Below are 26,060 nucleotides of genomic sequence, written 5' to 3'. Positions count from 1 at the left end.
TCAGAGCAGCGAGAGCAGGGTCCGCCAGCCGGGCAGGCGGGCGACCGTGACGGCGATCGCGTCGGCCGGGGTGTCGGCCCGGGCGACGACCGGCCCGTTCCAGCTCTCCCGGACGGTGTACGGCCCGCCTGCCTGCGGGGCCGCCAGTGCGACGAACTCCGGTGCGGCGTCGCGGACATCGGGGCCGAGGGCGAAGCTCAGCGCGCCGTGGTCCAGGTAGGGGTAGAGCTCCCGCAGCTGCGGAGCGGCGTGGGCGGCCTCGACCAGGGCGAGCAGTCCGGCCGTCCGGGCCTCGTGGCGCAGCCAGGCCCACTCGGCGGTGACGACGTCGGCGGCCCGGCCGCCCGGGACCTCCGGGCGTCCGGTGAGGAGCTCGAACGGTGCGGCACGGCCGATGAGTTCGAGCGGGGTGCCGTCCGCCCAGCCGGCCAGCACCGGCGGCAGGTGGCCGAGGTCGGCCGTACTGCCGGAGAGCACCAGCCCGTTGGCCGCGAAGGCGGTGACGGACCACAGGCGTTCGAAGCGGTGGGCCGACACCTGGAGGGAGGTGCGGTGCGGCAGCACGCTGGCCTGGGTGGCGCGGAGCAGCGGCTCGGCGGGGTCGTCCACCGGTGCGGGTGCGGGCGCGGGCGCGGGCGCGGAGGGCGTCGGGTCGCCGGGACGGGCCGGTGGCCGGAGCGCGGCGGCGAGGCTCCCGTGCGCGGCCACGTCGGGGTAGAGCGTGGCCGGCTGCGGTTCTGGCGGCACCGATGGGCTCCGATCATGAGTGGGCGGGGAAACCCTAGTGGCCCGTGGGGCGGACCGGAAGCCGAACGGGCGGATGGGCCGCCGGCCCCTCGCCCGGGGGAGGCGACCCACCCGCGCGTGACGGTCGGCGGAGACGGGGCTGCCGGTGCCGTCGCCTCCGCTCGCCGGTCGGGCCGAGGGCGCGGCGGGCGGCTCGGCCGCTCGCCCCGTCGGTGCCCCGGTGCTGCGTCCGGGCGGCGCACCGGTCCGGGGCAGCTGACCGCACTGTCCGGGGCGGAGACCTCGCGAGCCGTTCGCGGAGTGCGCCGCCCCGGAGTGCGGGCCTCAGATGTGCTTGACCGTCAGGGAGTGCTGGGAGCGGACCATCCGGAGCATTGGGCAGGTGGCGTCCGCCTCGGCGAGCAGCTGCGCCAGCGTCTCCGGCGCGGCCGTGCTGCGGAGCTCCACCACGGCGGTCAGGTCGTACGGGACGGCGGGCGCGTCGGTCGGTACGCCGAAGAAGCGGGCGTCGTTGTTGCGCGCGCTCACCCGCACCTCCGCCCGGTCGAGCGGCACGTCGGACAGCGCGGCCAGGCAGAGGACGGTGTGGGTGAGGCAGGTGCTGATCACCGCGCAGAGCAGCTCCGGCGAGGACGGTCCGAGGCCGAAGCCGCCGATGTCCGGCCCGCCGTCACCGAGGAACGACCAGTCGCCGATCCGGACCTTGCGGACTCCGGTCGCGTCGTCGGCCACGCAGACCGCGCCGATCTCCTCGTCCCAGTCAGCACCGGTCGGCCGCCGGGCGGCGGCCTCGCGCATCGCCGCGCCCTTGTCGCGCAGGTGCTCGGCCAGGCCGGGGCGGTGGGTGGTCGTGGTCGGTGTGTGCGTCATGGCCCGCAGCGTAGGGCCCGCGGGTGGGGCGCGGCTGGAGAGCGGTGCCGGGGTCAGCGGTGGAGGTCGGGCCAGGCCGCCTCGTTCGAGCAGCTCTCGTAGCAGTGGAAGGTCAGTTCGTCGTACTCCTCGCCGGTGGCCCGCTCGTACGCCTCCTCGTGGACGTACAGGAGCTCCTCGGCCTGCAACGCGGTGAACGGGGCGAAGCGCTCAGGGTGGCCCAGCACGCTCTCGTAGGTATGCCGGCCGGCCGCGACCACGGCGGCGCGGGAGTAGAGGAAGGAGTCGTCGGACTGCGGGAAGGGCGCCCCGCTGCCGGTGCGCAGGCCCGCCACCGGGAGGGTGCCGAACTCCGCGCGGTCGAGGGTGTACAGCGCCTCCGCCAGGCGCTCGCCGAAGCCGAGGATCTGCTCGACCGGCTCCTCGGCCAGCGTCTCGGTGAGTCCAGCGCAGGCGGCCTCCAGCTCCGCGCACGCCACCCGGCCGTCCTCGGCGACCCCCAGACGGTCGATCAGCTGCCAGAAGCGGTCCCAGGACATCGCGGGGGCGTAGTGCTCGGGGGAGGCGGTGGGGACATTCGCGGGATTCACGGTGGCACGCTCGGCTCTCGGTCGGGTCGGTCACGCATGACCCTGCCACACAGGTCGGACAGGTCCGGCGGACCGGGCGACACCTTCGGGTGAGGGCGGGCCGCCACCCTACCGGTCGGTCGGACGGGGTGGCACGATCGCTGCTTCGTGGACGTTGTGATCCGACGGAGCGACCACCCGCTCACCCACCCCGACGGCAGGGAGACCCGTGAAGCTCGAGACGGCCGGCAGCGTACTGGCGGTGTTCGCACACCCGGACGACGAATCGCTGGTGGCCGGGGGAGTGCTGGCCGCGCGGGCCGCCGCCGGTGCCCGGACGGCGGTGGTCACCGCCACCTGGGCCGAAGGGACCCACCGGGCCGAGGAGTTGACCGAGGCAGTGGGGATCCTGGTAGCCGGCAAGCCCCGACTGCTCGGGTACGCCGACGCCAAGGTGCCGGAGTCCGCGCCGGGGGCGGTGCGCTGGTGTGACGTGCCGTTGGACGAGGCGGTGGGGCGGCTGGTGGCGCAGATCCGTGAGTTCCGGCCCGAGGTGCTGCTCACCCACGACGCGTACGGCGGCCTCAGCGGTCACCCCGACCACCGGCAGACCCACCGGGTCACCCTGCTCGCGGCCCGGGCCGCCGGGCTCGGCCTGCTCTACCCGGAGGCCGGACCGGCCTGGCAGCCGGCCGCCCTCTACGGAGCCACCCACCCGGCTTCCGTGGCTCGGGAGTTGGGCCGCCGGCTGGCGCCCGGCCGGGTGCTGTACGCGATGCCGGACGAGCAGGTGACCACCGCCGTGGACGTCCGGCCGTGGGTGCGCACCAAGCTCTGCGCGATCTTCGCGCACCGCAGCGAGGTGGAGCGCGGTGCGCTGCCCGGACGGCTCGCCGCGGTGAGCGTCGCGGAGCGGGAGCAGCTGACCGGCACCGAGTGGTACGTCCGCCACGAGGTCTAGGACGTCGACGAGGTGGAGCGGAGCGGGGCGGAGGCGGTCCGGGGAAACCCGTCCGCCGTCCGGATCACTGGTCTAGGCTGTCGATTCGGGTACCGACGACAGCACGCCGGACGACAGTAGGAGTGAAGTGGCCGTGACCGAACCGGAGTTCATCAGCGCCCCCGCCCTCGTCCTGCGCTCGCTGTCCCGGGACCCCGACCGGCAGGCCGTCACCGCTGCCGACGGCACCAGGATCACCGCCGGCGCCTACGCCGCCGCCGCGTACCGGCTCGCCCACGAGCTGATCGCCCGGGGCGTCGGCCCCGGCACCACCGTCGCGCTGCTCACGGGAAACACCCCCGAGGCGCTCGGTGCCCGGCACGCCGCCGGGGTGGCGGGCGCCCGGGTGGTCAACCTCTACGACGGGATGAGCGCGGAGGTGCTCGCCGAGATCGTCACCAGCGTGGACACCGCCGTGCTGCTGGTGGACGCCGAACGGGCCTCGGACGCGCCGGGGCTGCTCGCCCTGGTCGACGTGCCGACCGTCCTGACGCTCGGTCCGGTGCCGGGCGGAGCCGCCCTCGGCGCGGACGTGATCGCCGCCTCGGCCGATCTGCCCGCCGAGCCCCCGACGGTGCCGATCGGCCCGGCCGACGAGCTGGGCATCCGGCACACGGGCGGCACCACCGGCATCCCCAAGGGCATCCTCAGCCTGCACGGCCCCTACCGCAGGGCGTTCGACGGCACCTTCGGCCCGGTGGACGGGCGCCCGCGCTTCCTCGCCGCCAGCTCGATCGCCCACCTGGCCGGCGTGCTCAGCGATCTGACGCTCCACCACGGCGGTGAGGTGATCCTCCAGCGCTCCTTCGACCCCGGGGAGGTGCTGGCCGCTGTCGAGCGCGAGCGGATCACCGACCTCTGGGTCCTGCCGCCGCTGCTCCACCGGCTGCTGGACCACCCGGCGATCGATCGGACCGACCTGTCCAGCCTGCGCCGGGTCAGCTACGGAGGTTCGGTCGCCTCGCCGACCCGGATCAAGGAGGCGATCGGGGTGTTCGGGCCGATCCTGTGGAGCGGCTACGGGATGTCGGAGGCGCAGAACATCGCCGTCCTCACCCCCGAGGACCACGACCGGACCGGCCACGACGGCCGGCTGCCGGTCGGCCGCCCGCTGCCCGGCGTGCGGGTGGCGGTCCGGGACGCCGACGGTGCCGAGCTCCCGCCCGGGCAGGTGGGGGAGATCGAGGTCAGCTCGCCCGGTCTGATGGCCGGGTACTGGAAGCGGCCGGACCTCACCGCCCAGGTGCTGCACGACGGTTGGCTGAACACCGGGGACATCGGCTACCTCGACGCGGACGGCTTCCTCTACCTCACCGACCGCCGCTCGGACAAGATCATCGTGGTGGGCGGGCACGTCCACCCCTCCGAGGTGGAGGACCTGCTGCTCACCCACCCGGCCGTGGCGCAGTGCGCCGTGCTCGGCCTGCGGGACGCCCAGCAGGCCGAGCACGTCCACGCGGTGGTGGTCCCGGCGGCCGGGCAGCAGCCGCAGCTGGACGACCTGCGGGCCTTCGTCACCACCCACAAGGGCCGGATCTACGCACCGGAGGCGCTGCACCTGGTCGCCGAGATCCCGCTCACCCCCGTCGGAAAGCCGGACAAGCAGCGCCTGCGCGCCACCCTCGCGCACTGACCCGCCGTCAGACGGCGCCGGCCTCGGGGACGTCCGCGAAGCGCTCGTAGCGCACGTCGCCGGGGCCGTCCTCCGGGGCCGTCGGGTCGGCGGGATCGGTGGCCAGCGCGGCGGGCAGCGGCAGGCCGTACTTGTCGCAGAGGAAGCGGGTCTGGCAGTACCGCTGCGCGTCGGAGGCCACCCGGCCGAGGATCGCGGCGTTCATCCCGGCACCGATCACGACCCCGATGAAGGGCACCACCTTGGCCACGTCCTTGACCGGCACCCGGGCGCCGGCCGGGCCGAGCTGCTGCATCAACTTCTCCAGCGCGGCGATCAGTTGGTGGTCGTTGCGGAGCTTGGCCGACCATCGCGTCCGGCCCTTCAACGCGTCCGCCGCACGGGCGGTGTCGCGCAGCGACTTGGCCTTCGCCGCCTGCTCCACGAAGGACCGGCGGACCAAGCGCTGGATGAACTCCTGCTCCTGGGGATCCTTCGCGTCGTAGCCGTAGGAGTAGGCGATCCGGGCGGCGATGGAGGCGCTGAGGACCTGGATCACCAGGACGTCCGCCGTCATGGCCACGGGGATGCCCGCCACCGGCACCATGGCCAGCAGCCCCATCGTGCCGCCTTCGAGGGCGCCGGCCGTCCGCCACTTCAGGGTGTTCATGGTCAGCAGACGGTCGCACACCTTGAGGTCCTGCTCGCGGAGCTCGGCGAAGCCGTCGATCTCGACGCCCCGCTTACGGGCCAACTGCTCGACGCCCTTGGGGTCGTTGAGCTCCAGCGCCCAGTCGTTGACCAGGCCGAGCAGTGCCGTCGCCGCCCCCACGGCGGGCCGGAGCGCCTTCGCGGTGACGGCGTCCCCGGCGCGGCGGATCGGTGCCTTGACCGCCTCCGGCACCGCGCCGGCCACCCGGGACACCGCGTTGCCGGCGGCCTCGGTGGTCCGGCTGACCGCGGTGCTCGCCCAGTTGGGTATCCCCCGGCGGTTGTTGCGCCGCTCCCAGTGGTCGTTGAGCCCTTCCCAGACCTCTGCCTCGTACTCGCTCATCGACGGCGGGGTCGTACCGTCGGCGGACGGTACGGCGTGCGTGCTCATGCTGCTCACTCCGATTCGCGCGTGATCGCCGGAGGCGACGGCTGCGTACACCCTGTCAGTTCCGCCACGAACGCGTGACCGAGTCCGGGAATCCGGTAGCGCCGGGTGGACGGTCCGTGCCGAGGGCGCCCGGACGGTAGGCGGTGGTGGTGGGAGGCGCCGGGCCGAGCGGGGGAATCCGCAGGCATGGCGGCGGTCCGGTCTGTCACGATGCGGTACTCCGCACCCCACCTGGAAGGTGCGACACCGACGAGAGGAGTGGCCGAGATGACCGCCCGTCACCCCGCGCGGCTGCTGGTGGTGGACACCGCACCACCCGAGCTGGCCGTGGCCGAACTGGCGGCCTTCGAGGCGCTCGGCCTCCAGCCGGTCGTCAACCTGCGCCGGCTCACCGACCCCGCCCTGCGGGAGCGGATCGCCGGACGCTGGCCCGTGCTGGACTTCGACGGCTTCGACGCGGCGCAGCTGGCGAGCGCGCTGGAGGACGGCGGCCGAGGCTTCGACGCGCTCAAGTGCCGGGCCGGCATACCGCTGGACCGCACCGTCCTGGGCCGGGCCACGGCCCCTGACCTGGAGCGTCGGCTGACCCTGGCGGGCCGGGCCGCCAGCGGCTCCGAGACCTTCGACCGGGTGGCGGCGGAGGAGGCGGGCGTCACGCTGCTGACCACCCCTGGGGCCAACGCCGCCGCCGTCGCCGAACTCACCCTCGCGCTGGCTCTCGACGCGCTGCGCGGTGTCGCCCGGCGCTCGGCCGCCCTGCATGCGGGGGACTGGGCGGCTGCCGTGACCGGCCTGCCCACGACCGGCCTGGCCGGTGCCCGCTTCGGGGTGGTCGGCACCGGCGCCGTCGCCCGACAGGTGGCGCTGCTTGCGCGGGCGTTCGGGGCGGAGGTGCTGGCGCACGGTTCGGAGCGCTTCACGGCGGAACGGGCGGCGGGCTGGCCGGGGCGGCGAATCGCCTCGCTGGCGGAGCTGCTGACGGAGTGTGAGGTGGTCTCGGTGCACGTCCCGGCCACGGCCGGTACGGCAGGGCTGATCGGGGAGGCCGAGCTCCGCCTGATGCGGCCGGGCTCGGTGCTGGTGAACACGGCCCGGGCCAGTGTGGTGGACGAGGCCGCCCTCGACCGGGTGCTGCGCGACCCGTCGGCGGGGCCGGCGGCGGCGGGCGTCGACGTCTTCGACCGGGAGGGCCCGGGCCACCGCTCGCCGCTCGCCGGGAACCCGTACTGCACGCTGTCGCCGCACGCGGCCGGGATGACGCGCTCGGCCATGCGGGAGGCGTCCCGGCGCCTGGTGGACGCGTTCGCGGCGGAGCTCGCGCGGGGGCCCGGGCCGGGGCCGGTGTCGGCGGAGGGGAGCGCGGTGTCCGAGCAGGGTGAGGGCAACGCGGTGTACGGGCCGGGTGAGGAGACGGGTGGTTCGGATCCTGGCGGAGCCTCGGCCCTGGGCGACCTGGTGCACTGGAGGGGCGGACTGGAGGGCCTGCTGCGCGCCACTCCCGGCCCCGCCTGGTCCGGAGCCCTCGTCCGGGCGGACCGGGCCGGTGTCGCGGACGTCCTCGGCAGGCTGCTGGCCGGACGGCTGCCGCTGGCCGAACTCCCGCTCTGGGCCGAGTCCGTGCACCTCCACGACGGTGTGGAACTGGGGGAGGACGACGCGGTGATCCGGTTCCTGGTCGAGGCGTCCAGCCCGGAGATCTTCGAACCGATCACGCCGGACTTCTGCCGCCGCTGGCTGGCCGTGATCGGGCCGGGGCCTTCGCCGACCGGATGAACCCCACCGCCACGCACCCGGTCTCCTCGACGCTGACCGGCGGCGACCGGGGCACCGCCACCGTCATCCCGCCTGAGGCGGCCGTCGCCCGGATCGCCGCGCGGAACGCGGAGGAGGGAGACGGACGACGGGGGAGCGGATCGGATCGCGCCGGGTGAGCGGTCCGATCGGCCGGCGGAGGCACAAGCCCGGAGCCGACGGGGGACCGGGGCCGACCCGAGGCCGGGTCGGCCCACGGGGGGAGCGGGTCAGGCGAGTGACGCGCCGCCGTCCAGGGTGAGCACGGTGCCGGTCGCGTAGCCGTTGTGCAGGAGGTGGAGGTAGGCGGCAGCCGCCTCGTCGGGAGTGCCGACCCGCTGCACGGGCAGGGCGCTGCCCTGGGCCCGGAGGAACGCCTCCGGATCGGGCACGGTGCTGTCCCAGAGTTCGGTGTGGATCGCGCCGAGGCGGACCGCGTTGACCCGGAGCGGTGCCAACTCCACGGCCAGCGCCCGGGTCAGGCCCTCGACGGCCGCCGTGATGCCGGCACCGAGCGAGGTACCGGGCGCGGGGCGGGTGGCGAAGGCGCCGGAGGTGAAGGTGATCGAGCCGCCGGAACGGAGGTGCGGCGTGGCGTGCTTGGCGGCCAACAGGGCGCCCCAGAAACGGCGTTCGAAGAACGTCCGGGCCTCCGCGCCGGTGAGGTCGGCGAGCGGCTTCAGGACCAGGGGCTCGCCGGCCGTGTAGACAAGGTGGTCGAACTCGCCGATCCGGGAGAAGAAGGCGGCGAGGGCGGTGTCGTCGGCGACGTCCAGGGTGACGCCCTCGGCCCGGCCGCCGAGCCGCTGCACCGCGCGGTCGACCCGCTCCGGATTGCTGGAGGCGACGACCACGTCCGAGCCCCGGTCCGCTGCGGCGCGGGCGACGGCGAAGCCGACGCCCGACGTACCGCCGATGACGATGACGCGCTGGGTGGTGTGCTGGGTGGTGTGCGGGGTGTTGTCGTTCATGAGGAGGACGCTACGGGGAGCGAGAGAGACGATGAATGGCCGGAACTCTCGATTCCCTGTCCGATCGTCTCGCCGGGGGCCCACTAGGGTGGACGCGTGGACATCCTCAGCGACACCCTCGCGGCCCTGCGTACGGGGCGCCCGTCCGTCGTCCGGACCGACGCGCGGGCGCCGTGGGGCGTCCGCTTCCAGCCCGTCTCCGGAGCCGGATTCCACGTCGTGGTCCAGGGGCGGTGCCTGCTGCTGCCGGTCGGCGGCGAGCAGATCGAGCTGGGGCCGGGTGACGTGGTGTTCCTGCGGCGCGGCACCGACCACGCGATCTGCGACGCCGTCGGCAGCACGCCGGTCGCCTTCGAACCCGATCGGGTCGACCGCTCCTCGCCGCTGGGCCGGTTCGCGATCGAGGGAGCGGAGGACGGCGCACGCAGCGTGCTGGTCTGCGGGGCCTACCACCTGGACGTCGCCCGGCCGCACCCCCTGCTCGGCGACCTCCCCGAGGTCATCCACCTGCCGGCCGGGCCCGGGCGGCATCCGGCGCTGCGATCGGCGGTCGACCAGCTCTGTGCCGAGATGCACCGGCCGCAGCCGGGTTCGGACTCGGTGGTCACGGCGCTGGTCGACCTGCTGCTGCTCTACATCCTGCGGTCCTGGTACGCCGAGCTGCCGGGGGAGCGGACCCGGGGGTGGGCCTCGGCCCTGAACGACCCGTTGATCGCGCCGGCGTTGAAGGCGATCCACGACGACCCCGGCCACCCCTGGACCGTCGAATCGCTGGGCAGCCGCGCCGGGTTGTCGCGTGCCGCGTTCGCCCGGCGGTTCAGTACGGTGGTCGGCGAGCCGCCGCTCAGCTACCTGACGACCTGGCGGATGGCCGTCGCGGCGCGCAGTCTGCGCGAGAGCGCCGATCCGCTCGGCACCGTAGCGGAGCGGGCCGGCTACACCTCGGAGTTCGCGTTCGCGAAGGCGTTCAAACGGCACTTCGGCGCCCCGCCCGGGGCTTATCGACGGGAGCGGCGGGCGGCCTCGCCCACCGGCCGGAGCTGACCGTCCGGACGGTCGACCACGCCCGGGGGAACGGGAGTTCGGTGATCGGACGGGCCGTCAGGGTGGCGGGGTCTGCGGAGGCCGCCCGGGCCGGGCCCGGGGGCGCAGCGTCACCCGGGAAGCGGCGGGGTGTGCAGGGTCAGGTGGACGGCCTCGTCGTGCAGGTCGGCGCTGCTGGCCACGGCCACGATCTCGGTGGCGACGGTGGCCACCGTGAGGACGTACTCGCCGTGGGTCAGCCGCAGTCCCTCCAGCGCGCTGCCGTCGACGAACAGCCACCCGGTGCCGGCCACCGGCTCGCCGGACGGGGTGCCGGGGCCGGTCGGCGCGGTTTCGGTGAGGAAGTCCAGGAGCAGGGAGGCGGGTACGGGGGTGAAGTACACCCGGTGGTGCGGCGGCGGCACCCGGAAGGTGGTGACCCGGGCCAGCAGGGTGCGGTCCTGGTGGTAGTCCAGGTCGAGTTGGTAGGTCAGACCGTCGGTACCGGCGTGTCCGGCGACGGCCAGCCAGTCGGGACGGGGCCGGGCCAGCGCGGCGGCGGGACGGCCGAACTCCCTTAGCAGCGCGGGCCAGGCGGGTAGCTCGGGGAGCGGGGCGGGGCTGGGGGGCATGACGGCTCCTCGGGCGGGCGCGCGGTGGAGTGACGACGGCGGTGCCCGCACAGCATGGCAGCCGGAGGAGGGGTCGCGGGCGGGAATTTTCGGGTGCGGAGCAGTTCGGCCAGAGGGGTGCGGCGGTGGCTGCGGGGGAGTGCCCCGGTCGGGTGGCGGTCCCGGCGGAGCGCGGGGCGCGGGAGCTGACCGACCCTCAGCGGGCGGGCCCGGTCGGCCGGTTGGCCCGACGGGTCCACGTCCTCAGGGGCCGAGGACCTCGTCCAGGGCGAGCCCGTCCGCAGTGGGCCGGCCGGCCTCCACCCAGCGGCGGTGGACCAGGGCGGCGGCGCGGTCGGCGCGGTCCTGCTCGTCGCCGTGCCGACGGTCGGCGGCGACCAGGCCGGTCAGGTACTCGGCCGTGCTGAGGCCGGACTTGGCGGCGGTGGCCTCCAGCCAGTCCGCGAGGTCGGCGTCGAGCAGCAGCGGGTCCAGTTGACGCAGCGTCATGGGGTCACAGTACCCGCGTGACGGAGGCCGGGGCAGGGATCGGCCCGGAGCCGGGGCGAGAATGGTGGTTCGCGCGCGGGGCGCGTGGAACGGGTAGGGCGCGGCGGTCGGAAGGCGGAGCACGGGGATGGCGGTACGCGGAGGGCAGCCCGAGGAGCGGGCCGAGGCCCGGGAGCGGCCGGCCCGGTGGCGGGCGGAGCGGGAGCTCCGGCAGTACGCCGACGGGCTGGCACAGTGGTGGGCGGAGCACATGGACGCGCCCCTGCGGCTGCTCGGTGCCGCGCTGAGCGACGCGCCCGCGCCCTTGGTGGAGCTCGGGCCGCCGACGGCGACGGCGGCCGCGCGCCGGGCCGCCCCCGACCGCGCGCCGGACCGGGTGGTGCCCTTCGCCGGACTCGAAGCGGCCGTCAGGGAACTGGCCCCCGCCCTGACCGGGCCGGACGCGGAGTTGACCGTGGTCTTCGCCGAGGGTCCGATGGTGGTCGCGGTGCGGCTGACCTGGCCCGAGTTCCGTACCGACCTCGGTGCCCTGCTCACACCGGAGGGCGGCCGGTACGACGTCCTGGCGACGGACGGGACGGCGCTCTGCCTGGAACGCGACGACGACCACGTGCGGGGCGAGCCCGTCGCCGACCCGGTCTCGGTGTGGTGCGGCCGGGCCGGGAGTTGACCCCCGAGTGGGCCGTACCCGCACCGTCGTCGCATCCGCCGACCAATCCACCGGCCCCCCGGCGCCGAACCGCTGCTGACGGAAGAGGCCGGTCCACCCCGGTGGGCCAGGACGACGGAGCGGCGGATGAGTGCGACCAGCACGACGAGCACGACGGCAGGGCCCGGACCGGGAGGCGGGCGAGCGCCCGCGCGGCGGCGGGCCGGGGGCGGCAGGACGGTGGCGGCCGTGCTCGGGCGGGCGCTGGAGGAACTGCTGCACGGGCCGCTGCCACTGCGCATCAAGGCCTGGGACGGCAGCGTCACCGGCCCCGAGGACGCCCCGGTCGTGGTGCTGCGCCACCCCCGGGCGGTGCGGCGGCTGCTCTGGCAGCCCGGCCAACTCGGCCTGGCGGACGCCTACATCCTCGGCGAGATCGACGTGGAGGCCGACCTCGCGTCGGTCCTGGCGCAGTTGCGGCGCGACCTGACGGGCCGTCCGCCGGTACGGCTGACGGCCCGGGACCTGCCCGGCCTGCTGGCCACCGCGGCCCGGCTCGGCGCGATCGGCGCCCCGCCGCCGCGCCCGAGCGGGCGGGCCGGGCTGCGCGGCGCCCTGCACAGCCGGGCCCGCGACCGGGCGGTGATCAGCCACCACTACGACCTCTCCAACGACTTCTACGCCCTGCTGCTCGGGCCGGCGATGGCGTACTCCTGCGCCTACTACACCGAACCGGAGCAGACCCTGCGGGCCGCCCAGCAGGCCAAGTTCGACCTGGTCTGCCGGAAGCTGGAGCTCGGGCCGGGCAGCCGGCTGCTGGACGTCGGCTGCGGCTGGGGCGGCCTCGCCCGGCACGCCGCCCGCCACTACGGGGCCCGGGTCACCGCCGTCACGCTCTCGGCCCGGCAGCACCGCTTCGCCACCGACAGCATCGCCGCCGCAGGGCTGGCGGAGCTGGTGGAGGTGCGGCTGTGCGACTACCGCGACCTGGAGCCGGGCGGACACGACGCCGTCAGCTGCATCGAGATGGGCGAGCACGTCGGCCGGGACGAGTACCCGGCCTTCGCCGGCCGGCTGCACGAACTGCTGCGCCCGGGTGGCCGGTTGCTGGTCCAGCAGATGTCCAGGGGAGCGGACGCTCCCGGCGGCGGGGCGTTCATCGAGACGTACATCGCCCCGGACATGCACATGCGGCCGGTCGGCGAGACCGCCGCGCTGCTGGAGCGGGCCGGGCTGGAGGTGGTGCACGTGGAGGCGATGCGCGAGCACTACGCCCGGACCATCGACGACTGGGCCGCGGTGCTGCGTGAGCGGCACGACGAGTTCGTCCGGCTGGTCGGGCGGGTGACGGTGCGGATCTGGGAGCTGTACCTGGCGGGCAGTTCGCTGGCCTTCTCCGAAGGCCGGATGGGCGTCGACCAGCTGCTCGCCCGTCGTCCGGGCGGGGACGCACCGGTGATCCGGCCGGCCGAGTGGTACGGCCACCCCCGGGTCAGCGGCTGAGCGAGGCCAGGTCGGCCCGGGCGGTGGCGGCGTGCAGGGGGTGGAAGGCGGGGTTGGTGGCGAGGGCCCGGGCCAGGTGGGTGCGGGCCCGGTCCGGGTGGCCGAGGGAGCGCTCGATCTCGCCGAGGTGGAAGTCGAACAGGGCGTGGTGCCAGCCCAGTCGGAGACTCCGCTCGGCGAGGCCGAGTGCCTCCTCATCGGCCCCGGTGCGGTGCAGCGCCCAGGCCAGGGCATCGGCGACCAGCACGTGCTGCCGGCGGGACCACTCGGCGCGCAGCAGCGCGACGGCCCGCGCCGGGTCGCCGTGGTCGGTCTCGTACTGGCCGAGGGCGAGGTCGTCGTTGACGCCGTTGGCGGCGGCCAACCGCTGCTCGGCCGCGAGCACCCGGTACTGCTCCTCGGCCTCGGCCCGGTGGCCGGTGGCCTCCCGCAACTCACCGAGCTCCAGCAGGTACTGCGGGAGCGGGACGCGGGCGATCGCGGCGGTGTAGTCGCGGACGGCCTCCTCGGTCCGGCCGAGGGCCGCCTCGGCCCGGGCCTGCCCGGCCAGGGCGGGGGTGTGGGCCGGGTCGTCGGTCAGGGCCTGCCGGTAGCCGGTCAGTGCCTCCTCGAAGTGGCCCGCGTTCCAGTCGAGTTCGGCGATCTGGTGGCGGCAGAAGGCCCGGTCGGCCGGTGACTGCGCGGACGTCAGGGCCTGGCCGAGGGCGGAGCGGGCTTCGTCCGGGCGCCCGTGCTGCTCGAACTCGTAGGCGGCGCGGGTGAAGGAGGCGGTGCCGGGCCGGCGGTCGAGCAGCTGCTGGACGGCCTCGGTGGCCCCGGTGTCGTCGCCGAGCTGGGTCCGGGCGTCGGCCAGCACGGCGTACGCCGGCCAGTGGGCCGGATTGGCGGCGATGGCCTGCTCGGCGTGGTCGCGGGCCTGGTCGAACAGGTGGCGCGCGTTGGCCAGCGCACCGAGGCCGGTGAGGGCCTCGACGTTGCCCTGCGGGGTGAGGGCGAGGGAGCTCCGGAGCGCCTGCTCGGCCCGGGGGTAGAGGCCGGAGTCGGCGGTGAGCCGGGCCTGCTCGACGTACTCGGTGCCGAGCCGGGCCAGGGTGGAGGCGTCCTCGGGCCGGCGGCGCAGCCGCTGCCGGTCGGCGGCGATGGCCCGGGAGAGCGGGTCGGTGGCGGTGGCGGCGTCGGTGGGCTGAGGCGGTGTCAGGGCTGGGGCGCGGTGGCCGGCTTCGGGCCGGTCGACGCCGCCGAGCGCGGTCAGGCCGGCGGCGAGTGCGAGGGCGGTGAGGAGGAGGGGCAGGCGGCGCACGGGAGCCTTCGGGGTCGGGTCGGGTCAGGTCGGGCGGAGGTGGGGCGGGGTGGGGCGGCGGTGCGGCCGGCCGGTCGCAGCCCGGTCGGGTGGGCCGGCCGCACCGCCGTTCCGGTCAGCCGGCCCGGTTCACGGCCTTGTCGTAGGGCAGCGCCAGGTACGGGAAGGTGGCACCGAACGGCTTGTCGGTGGTGTTGACCTTGTCGCCCGCCGCGAGCGCCTGGACGAAGTTGCCCGGCGTGGCACCCTCGACGACCTGGAGGGCGATGTCCACCACGTCGTCACCGAGGCGGCGGCCGTTGGGGAAGCCCTGGAAGTCGCCGTTCAGGACCCCGAGGCGGTCGGGGTTCGGGGTGACGGGCGTGGTCAGGTTGAGCCGCAGCTCCTCGGCGGGGACGAAGCGGTTCGGGTCGATGTCCTGGTTCATCAGCTGGGAGTTGAGGTCGACGGCGAGCGGACCGTTGGCGGCCTTGGCGATGCCGGTCAGGAAGATCTCCTGGAGGTCGGTGCGCGGGGTGGCCGGGGCGGGGAGCCCGTAGATCGCCTGGACCAGCTTGGGCACCTCGGGTTCGAGCACCCGGGCGACCACGGCGGGCTGGTTGTGGTCCTCGGACGGGGGAAGGGAGTTGAAGGCGTCCTTGAGGCCGGAGGGCAGTACCACCTCGTTGACCAGCGGGTTGCCGAGGCGGGAGACCTGGACGAACTTGCCGACCGGATCGGCCTTGCCGGGGCTGAGCTTGAGGGTCTGCTTCTCGGTGCTGGACCAGATGCCCACCACGGGGTTGCGGGTCGGGTCGCCCTTGTAGGCCAGGCGGCTCTTCGGGATCTGCAGCGCCACCGAGTTGACGTTGTAGCCGGCCAGGGTGTTCTGGCCGACCTCGGAGAGGTCGCCGCCGTAGAGCAGGTCGAAGACCCGCAGGTCGAGGAAGAACGGGTCGGCCGCCTGGGTGGCCACCGTCTTGCCACCGCCCGGGAGTTGCACGGTGGCCTGGTCGCGGAGCTTCCCGTAGTCGGGCATCGAGGCCCGGCCGGTGTGCGAGGGGGCGACCTGGCCGCGCTCGACCAGGGTGACCGGGTCGCAGTCCGGCCGGAGCTCCTGGAGCGTGTAGTACTGACGAAACAGCAGCGTCGGGTCGGTGAGGTTGTTCACCGGTCCGTTGTTGTACAGGAACGTGTCGGTGCCGCGGGCGTCCTCGGTGTGGAAGGTCCAGCGGTAGGTGACGTCGGGCTTGCCGGTGCCCTGCGAGTCGATGTTGACGTCGTAGTGCGCCCCCTCCGCCCACGGGTAGAAGTTCGGCCCGCCGTTGGGCTCCTGGAAGGGCAGCCAGTTGGCGATCAGGGTGACGGTGTCCGGGGCGTCCGGGCTGGTGAAGGCGTAGAGGTCGGTGTTGTCGACCTGCGGGTCGGCGGCGATCAGCGGGGCCTCGCGGTGGCTGGAGGCGGTGCTGACGCCCGCACCGGTCCCGAGCAGGGTGGTGCTTGCCAGCGCGAGGCCCATGGCGGTCAGCACCGCTGCGGAGCGGGCGGCGGAGCTGGTGCGGGCACGTTGGCGCTTGACGCTCATCTGGGTCCGTTTCTCGTTCGTGGGGTGCTTCGGCCCCGCACCGTCGGGGTGCGGAGCCGGGGATGCGGGGCGAGCCGGGTGGTTTCGAACTGTTGAGGCATCCCGCCGCACCTTCGGCCGTGGGCGCAGCACGGCTTGGCCCGGCCACCCGTACGGCGCAGGCGTGCCACCCGTACGGCCGTGCGGAGGACCGACCCTGAGCCCGTGTCAGCCGGGCCGGGTGTGCTCGGCGAGCTGCTCGGGCGGATGTACGAGCCGGTGGGACATGTCCTCCGGGTCTGGGCCGGGCGGGTGATCCTTCAGGGCCATTGGGACGGCCGTGGCCATCCGTGGCCCACCGGCCCCGAATCGTGGGCGCGGGGCCGGTCACGGCCCCGGCCGTCCCGTCGAGGGCTCCCCGGCCCCGGCGCCAGCCCTCTCGGAGGACCACCGTGCCCGTGCCACGACCCCTTGCCCGGACAGCTGCGGCGACCTCCGGTGCGCTGCTGTTGCTCGGGCTCGCCGCTCCGGTGGCCCAGGCCCACCCGCTGGGGAACTTCTCCGTCAACCACTACCTGGGCTTCACCGCCCACCCCGAGCGGCTCGACCTGCTGGCCCTCACCGACACGGCCGAGATCCCCACCCTTCAGGAGCAGTCGCGCGTCGATGCGAACGGTGACGGCACCGCGGACGAGACCGAGCGGGCCGCCTGGGCCGACGCCCAGTGCGCCCGGACCTCGGCGGCGCTTCGGGTGAGCGCCGGGCCGGCTGTGCTGTCCTGGGTCACCGACTCGGCCCGGTTCGGGTACCAGGAGGGTGCGGCAGGTCTGCGGAGCAGCCGGGTGGAGTGCCGGCTGCACGCCGAACTGCCGCTCCCGGACGGCGGGGTGGAGATCCGTGCGATCGCCGGAAACGATCCGGCCCGGGTCGGCTGGCACGAGATCACCGCCCGGGGCGAGGGCGTGACGGTCGAGGACTCCGACGTGCCCGAGCGGTCGGTCTCCGACGAACTGCGTGACTATCCGAGGGACTTGCTCGACACACCCAGCGGTGTGACGCACGCCCGCTTCCGGCTCCGGCCCGGCGGTGGCGACGGCTCGGCTGCCCGGGCGATCGCCGGCACGGTCGCGGGCTCGGGCCCCGCCGCCTGGCTGGCCGGCCTCGACGCGCGGCTCGCGCGGCTCGGCGCGGCGCAGCGGCTCACCGTCCCGTTGGGGCTGCTGGCCGTCCTGCTCTCCCTGGTGCTGGGTGCCGGCCACGCGCTGCTGCCCGGGCACGGCAAGACCGTGATGGCCGCGTACCTGGCGGGGCGGCACGGCCGGACCCGGGACGCGGTCATCGTGGGAGCGACCGTCACCGGGACGCACACGGCCGGAGTGCTGGTGATCGGGCTGTCGCTGACCGCCTTCTCGTCGCTGGCGGGGGATGAACTCCTCGGGTGGCTCGGCGTGGTGAGCGGGCTCCTGGTGGTCGCGGTGGGGGTGAGTCTGTTGCGCGACGCCGTCCGGCGGCTGCCGCGTGGTGGGCACCGGCACGATCACGGGCACGGGCACCACGGGCATGAGCACGGTCATGGGCACGGGGATGAGCACGGGCACGGGCACGTGGGCCATGGTGCGGGTGGGTCGCACCGGGAACTCGCGCACGCTGCTGCGGTCGTGGGTCATCACGATCACGCGGCGCGGACGCCTGTCGCCGTGAGCCACGACCACGCCCACCACGGCCATGACCACGAGCACGGGCACGACGGCCATGACCACGATCACACCCACCACGGCCATGACCACGGGCACCGGCACGGCTGGTTCGGTGGGCACCATCACCACCACCACGGTCCCGACGCCCCGTCCCGGGGCCGTCTGATCGGACTCGGGATCGCCGGCGGTTTGGTCCCGAGCCCGTCCGCGCTGGTGGTGCTGCTCGGGGCCGTCGCACTCGGCCGCACCCTGTTCGGTGCCACCCTGGTGCTGGCGTACGGACTCGGGATGGCGGCGACGCTGACGGCGGTGGGGCTGCTCCTGGTGCGGGTCGGCGACCGGCTGGGCGCCGTGCAGGACGGACCGGTGGCCCGTGCGGTCCGTCAACTGGCGCCGTACAGCGGCCTGCTGACCACCCTGCTGGTGCTGACCGTCGGGCTCGGACTCGTGGTCCGCAGCCTGCCGGCCGCGCTGTGACCACGATCGCGATCGGAGACGAATCCCCGTGAACGCCCGCCTCCTCCGTGCCCTGGGCCTGGCCGTCCTCCTGGCCCCGCTGCTTGCCGCCTGCGGCCCGGCCTCGGACGGACGCTTCGACGCCCGGCCCGGCACGCCGTCACCGACCTGCCTCCCGCACCAGGGTGAGCGGCCGGGCACCGCGTACACCGCCGGGCAGCAGGCCGACCCGCGCGCGGTGCTGGAGATGATGCGCTTCTACACCGCCCACGGCACCGAGCCCTACTGCGACGGTGCACCGCCCACGGACGTGGACCGCCGCTGGACCGAGCTCTACGTACACCTCGGGGGAGACCGCCGGTACCTGTCCTGAAATCTCCGAGGAGTGGGCCCAGGCGAATTCGATTTCTGCTGGCTGGCCTTTCCGAGGAGCTCGCCATAGATTTGACGAAGGGAAAGACCCGACCCCTTTTTCGAGGTGACCAACAATGACCAGAAACCTCGCGCGGGCGATTGCCGCCTGCTCGCTCGCGGTGACGGCGGCAGCCGTCCCGCTCGCCACCGCCGCGTCCGCCGACGCGGCCCAGGCGCGCTCGGTCAGCGTCTCCACGAGCTCCTCGTCCTCCTACTCGACCGGCTACAACCAGCAGTTCACCGCCAGTACCAGCCACATCAGCGTCAGCGTCACCAGCCACGGCCACTGGGGCTACTACCCCGGGTGGGGCTGGGGCTGGTACTACCACGGCCTCTGGTACGGGCTCGGCGGAATCGTCATCGTCCTCTGATTTCCCTCCGTTTTCGTGACTGCGGGTGATCCCTGTTCGGGGTCACCCGCAGCCCTTTCGGAATGGCTCCGGAATCGGTACCAATCCGCCCTGTTGACGGCTCCGAATAGCGCCCCCGATTCCGTCCGAGAATTCCGGTTCACGGGCATGGCCGCGATATCACCCGCACGGGTGAGCCTTGGGTCCGGCGGGCAAATCCGCCGGTCCGGGCGGGCCGCAGCAGTGGCTGACGCGTCCGTGGTGGGCGGGTGCCGGAGGAGATGGGGGCGTGATGGCTGAGGATCGGCGCATCGACACCCCCTTGTCGGACGAGTTGGCCGACCTCTCGCCCTTCCGATCCCTGACCGCCGCCGCGGTCACCGCCCGGCTGATGGTGGCAGTCGGCTGTTCGAGCTCCGGCGGCGTCGCGACCCCTCCACCAACACGGCCGAACCGGCTCCGTCCGCACCCGCCGACCCCACGGCGGCCGTGAACATCGCCATCAGGGACTTCGCGTTCGTCCCCGCCGACCTCACCGTCGCCCCCGGCACCCGGATCTCGGTCACCGACCAGGACAGTGCCCCGCACACCGTCACCGCCACCGGCAAGGCGTTCGACACCGGTCGCATCGACGGGGGGAAGTCCGCGACGTTGACCGCCCCCACCGCTCCGGGGGGGCTACCCCTACCTCTGTGACATCCATCCCTTCATGGCCGGCAGCCTCACCGTCAGGTAGTCGCCCGGGACCGGCAGTTGGGCCCGTTGGCCACCCGACGGAGCCACCGCCACAGGCCGGTGACGGGCCCTCAGGCCGTGCTCGGACACGCGCGGTGCGGGTCATGCGGCAGAGTTGACGGGCCGTCGGTACGCGCTCGCGAAGGCCGCTCCTCCTGGGCACCTGATCTCCATGACTCCTTCACGGAACCGGGCGGCATGGGGAGGGCGGGACGGGGCAGGCGTGTCCGGACCGTGCTGCTGTGGGAGAGGACCGACATGGGCGTGAGCGCAGACCCGCTGCTGATAGCAGGGCCCCGGACGAGGGACTGCACATCCGTCACACCCGCGCGCAGTCCGCGGGAGGTCGCGCCGGAGCTCGCCGAGCTCGGTGACCTCGCGGAGGTCGCGCCGTCAGATGCCCGCGACCTGACCCGGGTGCTCCTGGTGCGCCTCGCCGCCCTGGAGGAGGGCACCCGGGAGTACTCCTACGTGCGGTCCTCGCTGGTCGAGTTGAACCTCTCGCTGGTGCGCTTCGCGCTACGCCGCTTCGGCTCGCACCGGGAGAACACCGAGGACCTGATGCAGGTCGGCGCGGTCGGCCTGATCAAGGCGATCGACCGCTTCGAGACCGAACGGGGCCTGGAGTTCACCACCTTCGCCATCCCGACCATCCTCGGCGAACTGCGCCGGCACTTCCGGGACACCACCTGGGCGGTTCACGTGCCCCGGCGCCTGCAGGAACTGCGCCTGACCCTGGCCAAGGCCCAGGACGCGCTCTCGCAGCGCCTCGACCGGGCACCCACGGTGGCCGAGCTGGCCGAGCACCTGGGCATCGCGCAGGAGGAGGTGATCGAAGGACTCCAGGCCGCGAACGCGCACAGCACCGACTCCCTCGACACACCGGCCGGGCCGGACGACGACGGCCCGGGGGCGATCGCCGCCCGGATCGGCGGCACCGACGACCGTCTGGGCATGGTCGAGAGCTTGGTCTCGCTCCAGCCGCTGATCGCCGCGCTGCCGGAGCGCGACCGCCTGATCCTGTCGATGCGCTTCACCGAGGAACTGACGCAGTCCCAGATCGGCGAGCGCCTCGGCCTGTCGCAGATGCACGTCTCCCGTCTCCTCAGCCGCATCCTCAAGCACCTGCGCCAGGGACTCGACGCAGCCTGAGCGGCTCCGGCCCGCACACCCGGCCACAGACCGGCACCCAGAAGGTGAGAGGCGTCGAAGATGAAGTCGTACGACCCCATCACGTCGGCCCGGGCCGCTGCGGCCGTGCTCCAGGGCGGCCCGGGCACCGAGCTGAGCCCGGGCGGTGCAGGCGTCCTGGTCTGCCGCATCGCCGGGGACCTCGACATCGAATCGCTGGAGCCTGCCAAGGAGGCCCTCGACAGCGGCCTGCGCGGGAACCGGCTGGTCGTGGTCGATCTGGAGCACGTCACGTTCTGTGACTCCTCGGGGTTGAACATGCTGCTGGTCGCCCGGGCGAGTGCGCTCGCCACCGGTACCGGGCTGCGGCTGGCTGCGGTGTCGCAGCCGGTGAAGCGACTGCTGGAGATCACCGGGGCCGCTACCGCCTTCGACCTGTACGCCACCGTCCGGGAAGCGGTCGAGGAAGTGTGCTGACCCCTGTCCGCGCTCGCCGTCCGGCCCGGACGGGCCGTGCCGCCCGTCCGCATCAACTGCGGCGCAGCGGGCAGGCGGTGCGGCGAGGACCGTCAACTCGAAGGGGCGACCGAATGACCATCAGCCGGCAGGCCCTCGACGACCGCCGGCCCGGTACCGAGCTGACGGTGCCGCGGGGCGGCCAGCGCCGGTCCGTGCTGCTCGCCGGGCAGAGCAGGCCGGTCACCCGCGCACGGCGGTTCACGGCCGGTGCCCTGGCCGACTGGTCGTGGCCGGGAGCGGACGACATCGTGCTGCTGGTCGCCGAACTCGTCGCCAATGCCCTGCTGCACGCCGACGGTCCCGAGGAGCTCGTACTCCAGCTGACCGAGTCCCGGCTGCGCGTCGAGGTCAGCGACGCCTCCCGGACCCTACCCGCCCTGCACGGACCGCACCGGCCGGCCACTCCCGGCGGCCACGGTCTCCACATCGTGCGCACGATCGCCGACCGGTCCGGCGCCACCCCCCACCCGTCGGGCAAGACCGTCTGGGCCGAGATCGACGTGCCCCACACCTGACCGCCTCCCGAGGAACGGGTCCTTCACCGGTGGGCTGATGTCGCGGCCGATCGGCCACCGGCCGGATCTGACGGGATGTCGGCCTTGGCGGTTCTCTTCCTGGGCTGGACGGATGACGGGAGCGCTCCGGGGGCTCGAATCCCACATGGGAGTGGGATAAGCGGCTGATCGTACAAATCAGTGCGATCGTCGCCGCTCTGCGCAGCCCCGTTCCTGGGAGTTCCGGATGTCCCCACATCAAGGCCGTGCCCGGCGAGGCCGCTCCCTCGCCGCCCTGGCGCGGCGGTCGCTGACCGGCATGGTCATCGCCTCCGTGCTGACCGCCTCGGCCCTCGGTGCCCTGTCCGACAGCCCGTCAGTCCATGCCGCCACCCTGGCCACGGAGTGCGCGGCCGACCAGGGCTTCGCGCACTGCGCGGCCTTCGGGTACGGCGACGAACCCCAGCTCTTCACGGTGCCGGAAGGCGTCTCCGTCGTGTCCGCCAAGGTCTGGGGCGCGGGCGCCGGCGCGAACCGCGAGCGGACGGGCGCCTCGGGCGGGTACACCACGGGGCAGCTCGCCGTCGGTGCCGGCCAGGTCCTGGCCGTCACCCCCGGCGCGGGTGGCCGGGCGGCGATCACTGTCGCCCAAGGCGCCCCCGAACACGAGAGCGAGGCCGGGGGAGACTCCGAGGTCCGGATCGCCGACAGCGGCGCGGGCCCCGACGGGCGCTCGGCGAAGTCCTCGATGGTGGCCGACGGCGGCAGCGCTGCTCCGGAGCCACGGGCCGCCACCGAGGCCCCGCACCGCGACGAGATCCAGTACGTCACCGGGACCGCCGCCGGTGGCACCGCCGAGGTCGCCGGGGGAGCCGGCGGCAACGGCCTGGTGGTCCTGCAGTGGAACGGCGCCGTGGCCACCGGGCAGCGCGCCCGGCGTGCCGCGCCCGGCGAGGTCGGCCCGGGCCGGGCCGAGTCCCCGGCCCCGAGCGCCCCGAGTGCCCCGGGAGCGCCGTCCGCCTCGGCGTCGGCCTCCGCTGAGCCTGGTGGGCAGCCCTCGTGGTCGGCCGTCGCCGCCCGCGCCACCGCGCCGGTGCCCTCCGCCCGGGCATCGGAGACCCCGGACGGCACTGCCCGCTCCGCCCCCGCCCCGGGCACCACGAGCACCGTGCCCGAGCGCAGGGCCCCGGGGGACTCGCTCGACTGCACCGGCAGGGTCATCTACGCCTACCAGCGCGGCGCCAACGCCACGGCGAACGGCACGCTGCTGGCGCTCAGCGCGCCCAGCCTGGCGGGCTCCACGCCGGCCACCGTGACGGCCACGGCGGTCAGCACCGTCCCCGGGGCGGGCTTCGCCAACGCCCTCGGCATCGGAGGAGGCGGCACAGCCGCGTACCTCGTCCGGCAGACCCCGCTGGCCGCCGGCTCGGTCGACCTCTACGGCTACAGCACGGCCACGGACACCTGGACCACGTACACCGGCAGTGCGACCGGACCGGCCGACAACTTCGTCGCCGGCGCGATCGACCCCGCCAACGGCATCTACTACTACGCCGACTACACGAACGGGACCGCGACCCTCTACGGCTTCGACACCACCACCCACACCGCGATCCCCGGGATCGTCGCGACCTTCCCGCTGCCGATCAGCGCCACCGGCGGCTCCAACGGCGACCTCGCCTTCGACGCGGCGGGCAACCTCTACGCCCTCAGCTCGCTGGGCACCACCGCCGCCATCGGCCGGGTCGACGGCCCGCTGCCGACCACCGGGTCGGCCACCGGTACCCGGCTGACCTCCACCACGGTCAGTGTGATCGACAACCCGGGCTCCGCCTCGTACAACGGGATCGCGTTCGACAACGGCGGCCACCTCTTCGTCGAGTACACGGACGGTTCGAGCACCTTCCTGAAGGAGCTCGACCCCAACTCCGGGGCGCTCATCAACGGGCCGAAGCCGTACTCCGACAACGCCTTCCTCTCGGTCGACCTCGGGGCCTGCTCCACCAACCCGACGGTGGAGCTGCAGAAGGACGTCGTGGGCCGCTTCGTCTCCTCGGCCGCCTCGAACGACCAGTTCACGCTGTCGATCACCGGAGGCGGCATCGACGACGGCAACACCGCCACGACCACCGGTACCGCCACCGGCGTCCAGCCCGTCTCGGCGGGACCGCTGATCGCCGTCTCCGGCACCCAGTACACGCTCGGGGAGAGTGGGGCGGCCGGCGGCAGCCTCGCGAACTACACCACGACCTACGGCTGTGTCGACACCGCGAACGGCAACGCGCCGGTCGCCTCGGGCAGCGGAAGCACGTTTACCCTGCCGTTCCCGCCGACGGTCGACGGCTTCAACAGCCCGGCCGTCCTCTGCACGCTCACCAACACGCCCGTCGCGCAGAACCCCGCGCTGACGATCGTGAAGTCGGTGAACGCCTCCCGGCTCACGGCGGCCGGACAGGTCCTCGGCTACGACTTCCTGGTGACGAACACCGGCAACGTGACGCTCACCGACGTCGGCGTCTCCGAGACCTCGTTCACCGGGAGCGGCCCGGCGCCGACGGTGCTCTGCCCGCCCGCCGCCGCCTCACTCGCCCCCGGGGCGTCCGTCCTGTGCGCGGCCACCTACACGGTGACGCAGGACGACATCGACCGCAGCACCATCGACAACACGGCCGTGGCCACCGGCACCCCGCCCGGCGGTCCGCCCGTGACCTCCCCGCCCTCCTCCGCGCACGTCCCGAACACCCCGGCGCCGGCGCTCACCCTGGTCAAGTCCGCCGACCCCACCACGGTGACCGCGGCCGGCCAGAGCGTGACGTACGGCTTCCTCGTCACCAACACCGGCAACGTGACCCTGCGGACCGTGACGGTCACCGAGACGGCGTTCTCCGGCACCGGCACACCGCCGGTCATCGGCTGCCCGGTCGCGACCCTCCCGCCCGGTGCCGCGACCACCTGCACGGCGACCTACGCGGTGACGCAGGCCGACATCGACGCCGGGAAGGTCACCAACACGGCCGTCGCGACGGGTACCCCGCCGACCGGTCCGCCGGTCACCACGCCGCCCTCCGACGCGATCGTCACGGCCACCCCGGCGCCGGCGATCACGATCGTGAAGTCCGTGGACCCGGGCACGGTCAGCGCCGCCGGTCAGAGCGTCGCGTACGCGTTCCTGGTGACCAACACCGGGAACGTGACGCTGACCGGCGTCGCCGTCACCGAGAGCGCGTTCTCCGGGACCGGCACGGCTCCGGCCATCACCTGCCCGGCAGGGGCGGCCTCCCTCGCCCCCGGTGCGGCCGTGACCTGCACCGCCTCCTACACCGTGACCCAGGCCGACGTGAACGCCGGCAGCGTGACCAACTCGGCCGTGGCGACCGGTACCCCGCCGACCGGCCCGCCGGTCACCTCCCCGCCCTCCAACGCGGTCGTGATCGCCATGCCCACGCCCGCCCTGACGATCGTGAAGTCGGTGGACGCCGCGCAGCTGACGGCGCCGGGGCAGACGCTCGCCTACGCGTTCCTGGTCACCAACACGGGGAACGTCACCCTGACCGGTGTCTCCGCCGACGAGACGGCCTTCACGGGAAGCGGCACCGCGCCCACGGTGACCTGCCCGGCCGGCGCGGCCTCGCTGGCACCGGGAGCATCGGTGACCTGCACGGCGTCGTACACGGTGACGCAGGCCGACATCGACCGCGGCACCATCGACAACACGGCCGTGGCGACGGGCACCCCACCGGTCGGTCCGCCGGTGACCTCCCCGCCGTCCTCGGCGAGCGTGCCGGGGGAGCCGACCCCGGCACTGACCATCGCGAAGTCGGCGAGCCCGGCGACGGTCACGGCCGCGGGTCAGAGCGTGGCGTACTCCTTCGTGGTGACGAACACGGGGAACGTGACCCTGACGGACGTGGCGGTCACGGAGACCGCGTTCTCCGGGACGGGGACGAGCCCGGCCGTCACCTGCCCGGTCGGCGCGGCGTCCCTGGCGCCGGGTGCGTCGGTGACGTGCACCGCTTCGTACGCGGTGACCCAGGCGGATCTCGAAGCCGGGCGGATCACCAACACGGCCGTGGCGACGGGCACCCCGCCCGCCGGCCCGCCGGTGACCTCCCCGCCGTCCACCGCCACGGTGACCACGGTGCCGCCGATCGTCACGGCCTCCCCGTCCCCGTCACCGTCCACACCCGTACCCAGTGCATCCCCGAGCACCACGGCGTCCCCGTCGTCGTCGCCCGCACCGAGCGGGTCCCCGAGTGCGACGGCCCTCGCCCCCGTCACCCCCCACGACGGGGGCGGTACCCCAGGACACCCGCAGGGCCCCGGTGCGCCGCCGCTGCCCGACACCGGCGCCCAGGTGGCCGAACTCGGCTGGTACGCGCTCGGCCTGACGGTGGCCGGCGTGGGCCTGTACCTGGCCCGACGGCGCGTACGTCGCGGCCGGCACGGGTGAGCATCCGGTCCTG

Annotated in this window: 23 protein-coding genes; 14 read left to right on the top strand and 9 right to left on the bottom strand. The window is 74.3% G+C overall.

Annotated elements, in window-relative coordinates:
* From ACIRBX_RS00870 to ACIRBX_RS00860, 3 genes are all read right to left on the bottom strand, one after another.
* Positions 1-747: a DUF6193 family natural product biosynthesis protein gene (locus ACIRBX_RS00870; protein WP_402292932.1), complete on the bottom strand. Its 747-nt coding sequence runs from the start codon at positions 745-747 to the stop codon at positions 1-3.
* Between the two features lie 324 nt (positions 748-1,071).
* A complete protein-coding gene (locus ACIRBX_RS00865) occupies positions 1,072-1,617 on the bottom strand; it encodes an OsmC family protein (RefSeq protein WP_402292931.1) in 546 nt (181 codons plus the stop codon).
* A 53-nt stretch (positions 1,618-1,670) separates the two neighbouring features.
* Positions 1,671-2,207 (bottom strand): DUF4240 domain-containing protein, encoded by a 537-nt coding sequence (locus ACIRBX_RS00860; protein WP_402292930.1) that lies wholly within the window; start codon positions 2,205-2,207, stop codon positions 1,671-1,673.
* 208 nt (positions 2,208-2,415) lie between these two features.
* Between ACIRBX_RS00860 and ACIRBX_RS00855 the strand changes: the two genes are divergently transcribed.
* Together ACIRBX_RS00855 and ACIRBX_RS00850 are read left to right on the top strand one after the other, a co-directional pair.
* Positions 2,416-3,147: a PIG-L deacetylase family protein gene (locus ACIRBX_RS00855; RefSeq protein WP_402292929.1), complete on the top strand. Its 732-nt coding sequence runs from the start codon at positions 2,416-2,418 to the stop codon at positions 3,145-3,147.
* A 133-nt stretch (positions 3,148-3,280) separates the two neighbouring features.
* Positions 3,281-4,819: an AMP-binding protein gene (locus tag ACIRBX_RS00850; RefSeq protein WP_402292928.1), complete on the top strand. Its 1,539-nt coding sequence runs from the start codon at positions 3,281-3,283 to the stop codon at positions 4,817-4,819.
* A gap of 7 nt (positions 4,820-4,826) precedes the next feature.
* Here the strand turns inward: ACIRBX_RS00850 and ACIRBX_RS00845 are convergent, their stop codons facing one another.
* The gene (locus tag ACIRBX_RS00845; protein WP_402292927.1) at positions 4,827-5,900 is read right to left on the bottom strand and encodes an EcsC family protein; all 1,074 of its coding nucleotides are present in this window, start codon (positions 5,898-5,900) and stop codon (positions 4,827-4,829) included.
* A 267-nt stretch (positions 5,901-6,167) separates the two neighbouring features.
* Here ACIRBX_RS00845 and ACIRBX_RS00840 point away from each other — a divergent pair, with 267 nt between their 5' ends.
* Entirely contained in the window at positions 6,168-7,673 is a 1,506-nt protein-coding gene (locus tag ACIRBX_RS00840) for an NAD(P)-dependent oxidoreductase (RefSeq protein WP_402292926.1), read from the top strand.
* Positions 7,674-7,921: 248 nt separating this feature from the next.
* On the opposite strand, the gene ACIRBX_RS00835 is transcribed toward ACIRBX_RS00840, so the two are convergent.
* Positions 7,922-8,662, bottom strand: a complete 741-nt coding sequence (locus ACIRBX_RS00835) for an SDR family oxidoreductase (protein ID WP_402292925.1) — start codon at positions 8,660-8,662, stop codon at positions 7,922-7,924.
* 96 nt (positions 8,663-8,758) lie between these two features.
* On the opposite strand from ACIRBX_RS00835, the gene ACIRBX_RS00830 reads away from it, so the two are divergent.
* Entirely contained in the window at positions 8,759-9,706 is a 948-nt protein-coding gene (locus ACIRBX_RS00830) for an AraC family transcriptional regulator (protein WP_402292923.1), read from the top strand.
* 110 nt (positions 9,707-9,816) lie between these two features.
* Here the strand turns inward: ACIRBX_RS00830 and ACIRBX_RS00825 are convergent, their stop codons facing one another.
* Positions 9,817-10,317: a hypothetical protein gene (locus tag ACIRBX_RS00825; RefSeq protein WP_402292922.1), complete on the bottom strand. Its 501-nt coding sequence runs from the start codon at positions 10,315-10,317 to the stop codon at positions 9,817-9,819.
* Between the two features lie 243 nt (positions 10,318-10,560).
* Positions 10,561-10,806 (bottom strand): hypothetical protein, encoded by a 246-nt coding sequence (locus ACIRBX_RS00820; RefSeq protein WP_402292921.1) that lies wholly within the window; start codon positions 10,804-10,806, stop codon positions 10,561-10,563.
* Between the two features lie 127 nt (positions 10,807-10,933).
* On the opposite strand from ACIRBX_RS00820, the gene ACIRBX_RS00815 reads away from it, so the two are divergent.
* Positions 10,934-11,476, top strand: coding sequence for a hypothetical protein (locus ACIRBX_RS00815; protein ID WP_402292919.1), 543 nt, complete (start codon positions 10,934-10,936; stop codon positions 11,474-11,476).
* 126 nt (positions 11,477-11,602) lie between these two features.
* Positions 11,603-12,958 (top strand): class I SAM-dependent methyltransferase, encoded by a 1,356-nt coding sequence (locus tag ACIRBX_RS00810; RefSeq protein WP_402292918.1) that lies wholly within the window; start codon positions 11,603-11,605, stop codon positions 12,956-12,958.
* On the opposite strand, the gene ACIRBX_RS00805 is transcribed toward ACIRBX_RS00810, so the two are convergent.
* Positions 12,948-14,258, bottom strand: a complete 1,311-nt coding sequence (locus ACIRBX_RS00805) for a tetratricopeptide repeat protein (protein WP_402292917.1) — start codon at positions 14,256-14,258, stop codon at positions 12,948-12,950. The two genes, ACIRBX_RS00810 and ACIRBX_RS00805, sit on opposite strands and share 11 nt — an antisense overlap.
* 115 nt (positions 14,259-14,373) lie before the next feature.
* Complete coding sequence (locus ACIRBX_RS00800; RefSeq protein ID WP_402292916.1) at positions 14,374-15,822, bottom strand: DUF4331 domain-containing protein; 1,449 nt, start codon at positions 15,820-15,822, stop codon at positions 14,374-14,376.
* A 437-nt stretch (positions 15,823-16,259) separates the two neighbouring features.
* Here ACIRBX_RS00800 and ACIRBX_RS00795 point away from each other — a divergent pair, with 437 nt between their 5' ends.
* The 8 genes from ACIRBX_RS00795 (at position 16,260) to ACIRBX_RS00760 (ending at position 26,047) form a co-directional block, all read left to right on the top strand.
* The gene (locus ACIRBX_RS00795; RefSeq protein ID WP_402292915.1) at positions 16,260-17,975 is read left to right on the top strand and encodes a high frequency lysogenization protein HflD; all 1,716 of its coding nucleotides are present in this window, start codon (positions 16,260-16,262) and stop codon (positions 17,973-17,975) included.
* Positions 17,976-18,003: 28 nt separating this feature from the next.
* The gene (locus ACIRBX_RS00790; RefSeq protein WP_402292914.1) at positions 18,004-18,327 is read left to right on the top strand and encodes a hypothetical protein; all 324 of its coding nucleotides are present in this window, start codon (positions 18,004-18,006) and stop codon (positions 18,325-18,327) included.
* A gap of 115 nt (positions 18,328-18,442) precedes the next feature.
* Positions 18,443-18,739, top strand: a complete 297-nt coding sequence (locus ACIRBX_RS00785) for a hypothetical protein (RefSeq protein WP_402292913.1) — start codon at positions 18,443-18,445, stop codon at positions 18,737-18,739.
* A 468-nt stretch (positions 18,740-19,207) separates the two neighbouring features.
* The gene (locus tag ACIRBX_RS00780) at positions 19,208-19,414 is read left to right on the top strand and encodes a hypothetical protein (protein ID WP_402292912.1); all 207 of its coding nucleotides are present in this window, start codon (positions 19,208-19,210) and stop codon (positions 19,412-19,414) included.
* A 297-nt stretch (positions 19,415-19,711) separates the two neighbouring features.
* Complete coding sequence (locus tag ACIRBX_RS00775; protein WP_402292911.1) at positions 19,712-20,605, top strand: SigB/SigF/SigG family RNA polymerase sigma factor; 894 nt, start codon at positions 19,712-19,714, stop codon at positions 20,603-20,605.
* A 60-nt stretch (positions 20,606-20,665) separates the two neighbouring features.
* Positions 20,666-21,061 carry an STAS domain-containing protein gene (locus ACIRBX_RS00770; protein WP_402292910.1) on the top strand — a complete coding sequence of 132 codons (396 nt, stop codon included), beginning with the start codon at positions 20,666-20,668 and terminating at the stop codon, positions 21,059-21,061.
* A 113-nt stretch (positions 21,062-21,174) separates the two neighbouring features.
* Complete coding sequence (locus ACIRBX_RS00765) at positions 21,175-21,618, top strand: ATP-binding protein (protein ID WP_402292909.1); 444 nt, start codon at positions 21,175-21,177, stop codon at positions 21,616-21,618.
* Positions 21,619-21,844: 226 nt separating this feature from the next.
* Positions 21,845-26,047: a beta strand repeat-containing protein gene (locus tag ACIRBX_RS00760; protein WP_402292908.1), complete on the top strand. Its 4,203-nt coding sequence runs from the start codon at positions 21,845-21,847 to the stop codon at positions 26,045-26,047.
* Positions 26,048-26,060: the final 13 nt, after the last annotated feature.

Source organism: Kitasatospora sp. NPDC096147 (genome assembly GCF_044763225.1).
Lineage (GTDB): Bacteria > Actinomycetota > Actinomycetes > Streptomycetales > Streptomycetaceae > Kitasatospora.
The sequence above is the reverse complement of the archived record's forward strand: the minus strand, read 5'-3'. Positions and strand labels throughout refer to the sequence as shown.

Coding starts and splice junctions, on each gene's coding strand:
- ACIRBX_RS00865 (WP_402292931.1), bottom strand. CDS start 1,617: ATGACGCACACACCGACCACGACCACCCACCGCCCCGGCCTGGCCGAG.
- ACIRBX_RS00845 (WP_402292927.1), bottom strand. CDS start 5,900: ATGAGCACGCACGCCGTACCGTCCGCCGACGGTACGACCCCGCCGTCG.
- ACIRBX_RS00840 (WP_402292926.1), top strand. CDS start 6,168: ATGACCGCCCGTCACCCCGCGCGGCTGCTGGTGGTGGACACCGCACCA.
- ACIRBX_RS00835 (WP_402292925.1), bottom strand. CDS start 8,662: ATGAACGACAACACCCCGCACACCACCCAGCACACCACCCAGCGCGTC.
- ACIRBX_RS00825 (WP_402292922.1), bottom strand. CDS start 10,317: ATGCCCCCCAGCCCCGCCCCGCTCCCCGAGCTACCCGCCTGGCCCGCG.
- ACIRBX_RS00820 (WP_402292921.1), bottom strand. CDS start 10,806: ATGACGCTGCGTCAACTGGACCCGCTGCTGCTCGACGCCGACCTCGCG.
- ACIRBX_RS00815 (WP_402292919.1), top strand. CDS start 10,934: ATGGCGGTACGCGGAGGGCAGCCCGAGGAGCGGGCCGAGGCCCGGGAG.
- ACIRBX_RS00810 (WP_402292918.1), top strand. CDS start 11,603: ATGAGTGCGACCAGCACGACGAGCACGACGGCAGGGCCCGGACCGGGA.
- ACIRBX_RS00800 (WP_402292916.1), bottom strand. CDS start 15,822: ATGAGCGTCAAGCGCCAACGTGCCCGCACCAGCTCCGCCGCCCGCTCC.
- ACIRBX_RS00785 (WP_402292913.1), top strand. CDS start 18,443: ATGACCAGAAACCTCGCGCGGGCGATTGCCGCCTGCTCGCTCGCGGTG.
- ACIRBX_RS00775 (WP_402292911.1), top strand. CDS start 19,712: ATGGGCGTGAGCGCAGACCCGCTGCTGATAGCAGGGCCCCGGACGAGG.
- ACIRBX_RS00770 (WP_402292910.1), top strand. CDS start 20,666: ATGAAGTCGTACGACCCCATCACGTCGGCCCGGGCCGCTGCGGCCGTG.
- ACIRBX_RS00765 (WP_402292909.1), top strand. CDS start 21,175: ATGACCATCAGCCGGCAGGCCCTCGACGACCGCCGGCCCGGTACCGAG.
- ACIRBX_RS00760 (WP_402292908.1), top strand. CDS start 21,845: ATGTCCCCACATCAAGGCCGTGCCCGGCGAGGCCGCTCCCTCGCCGCC.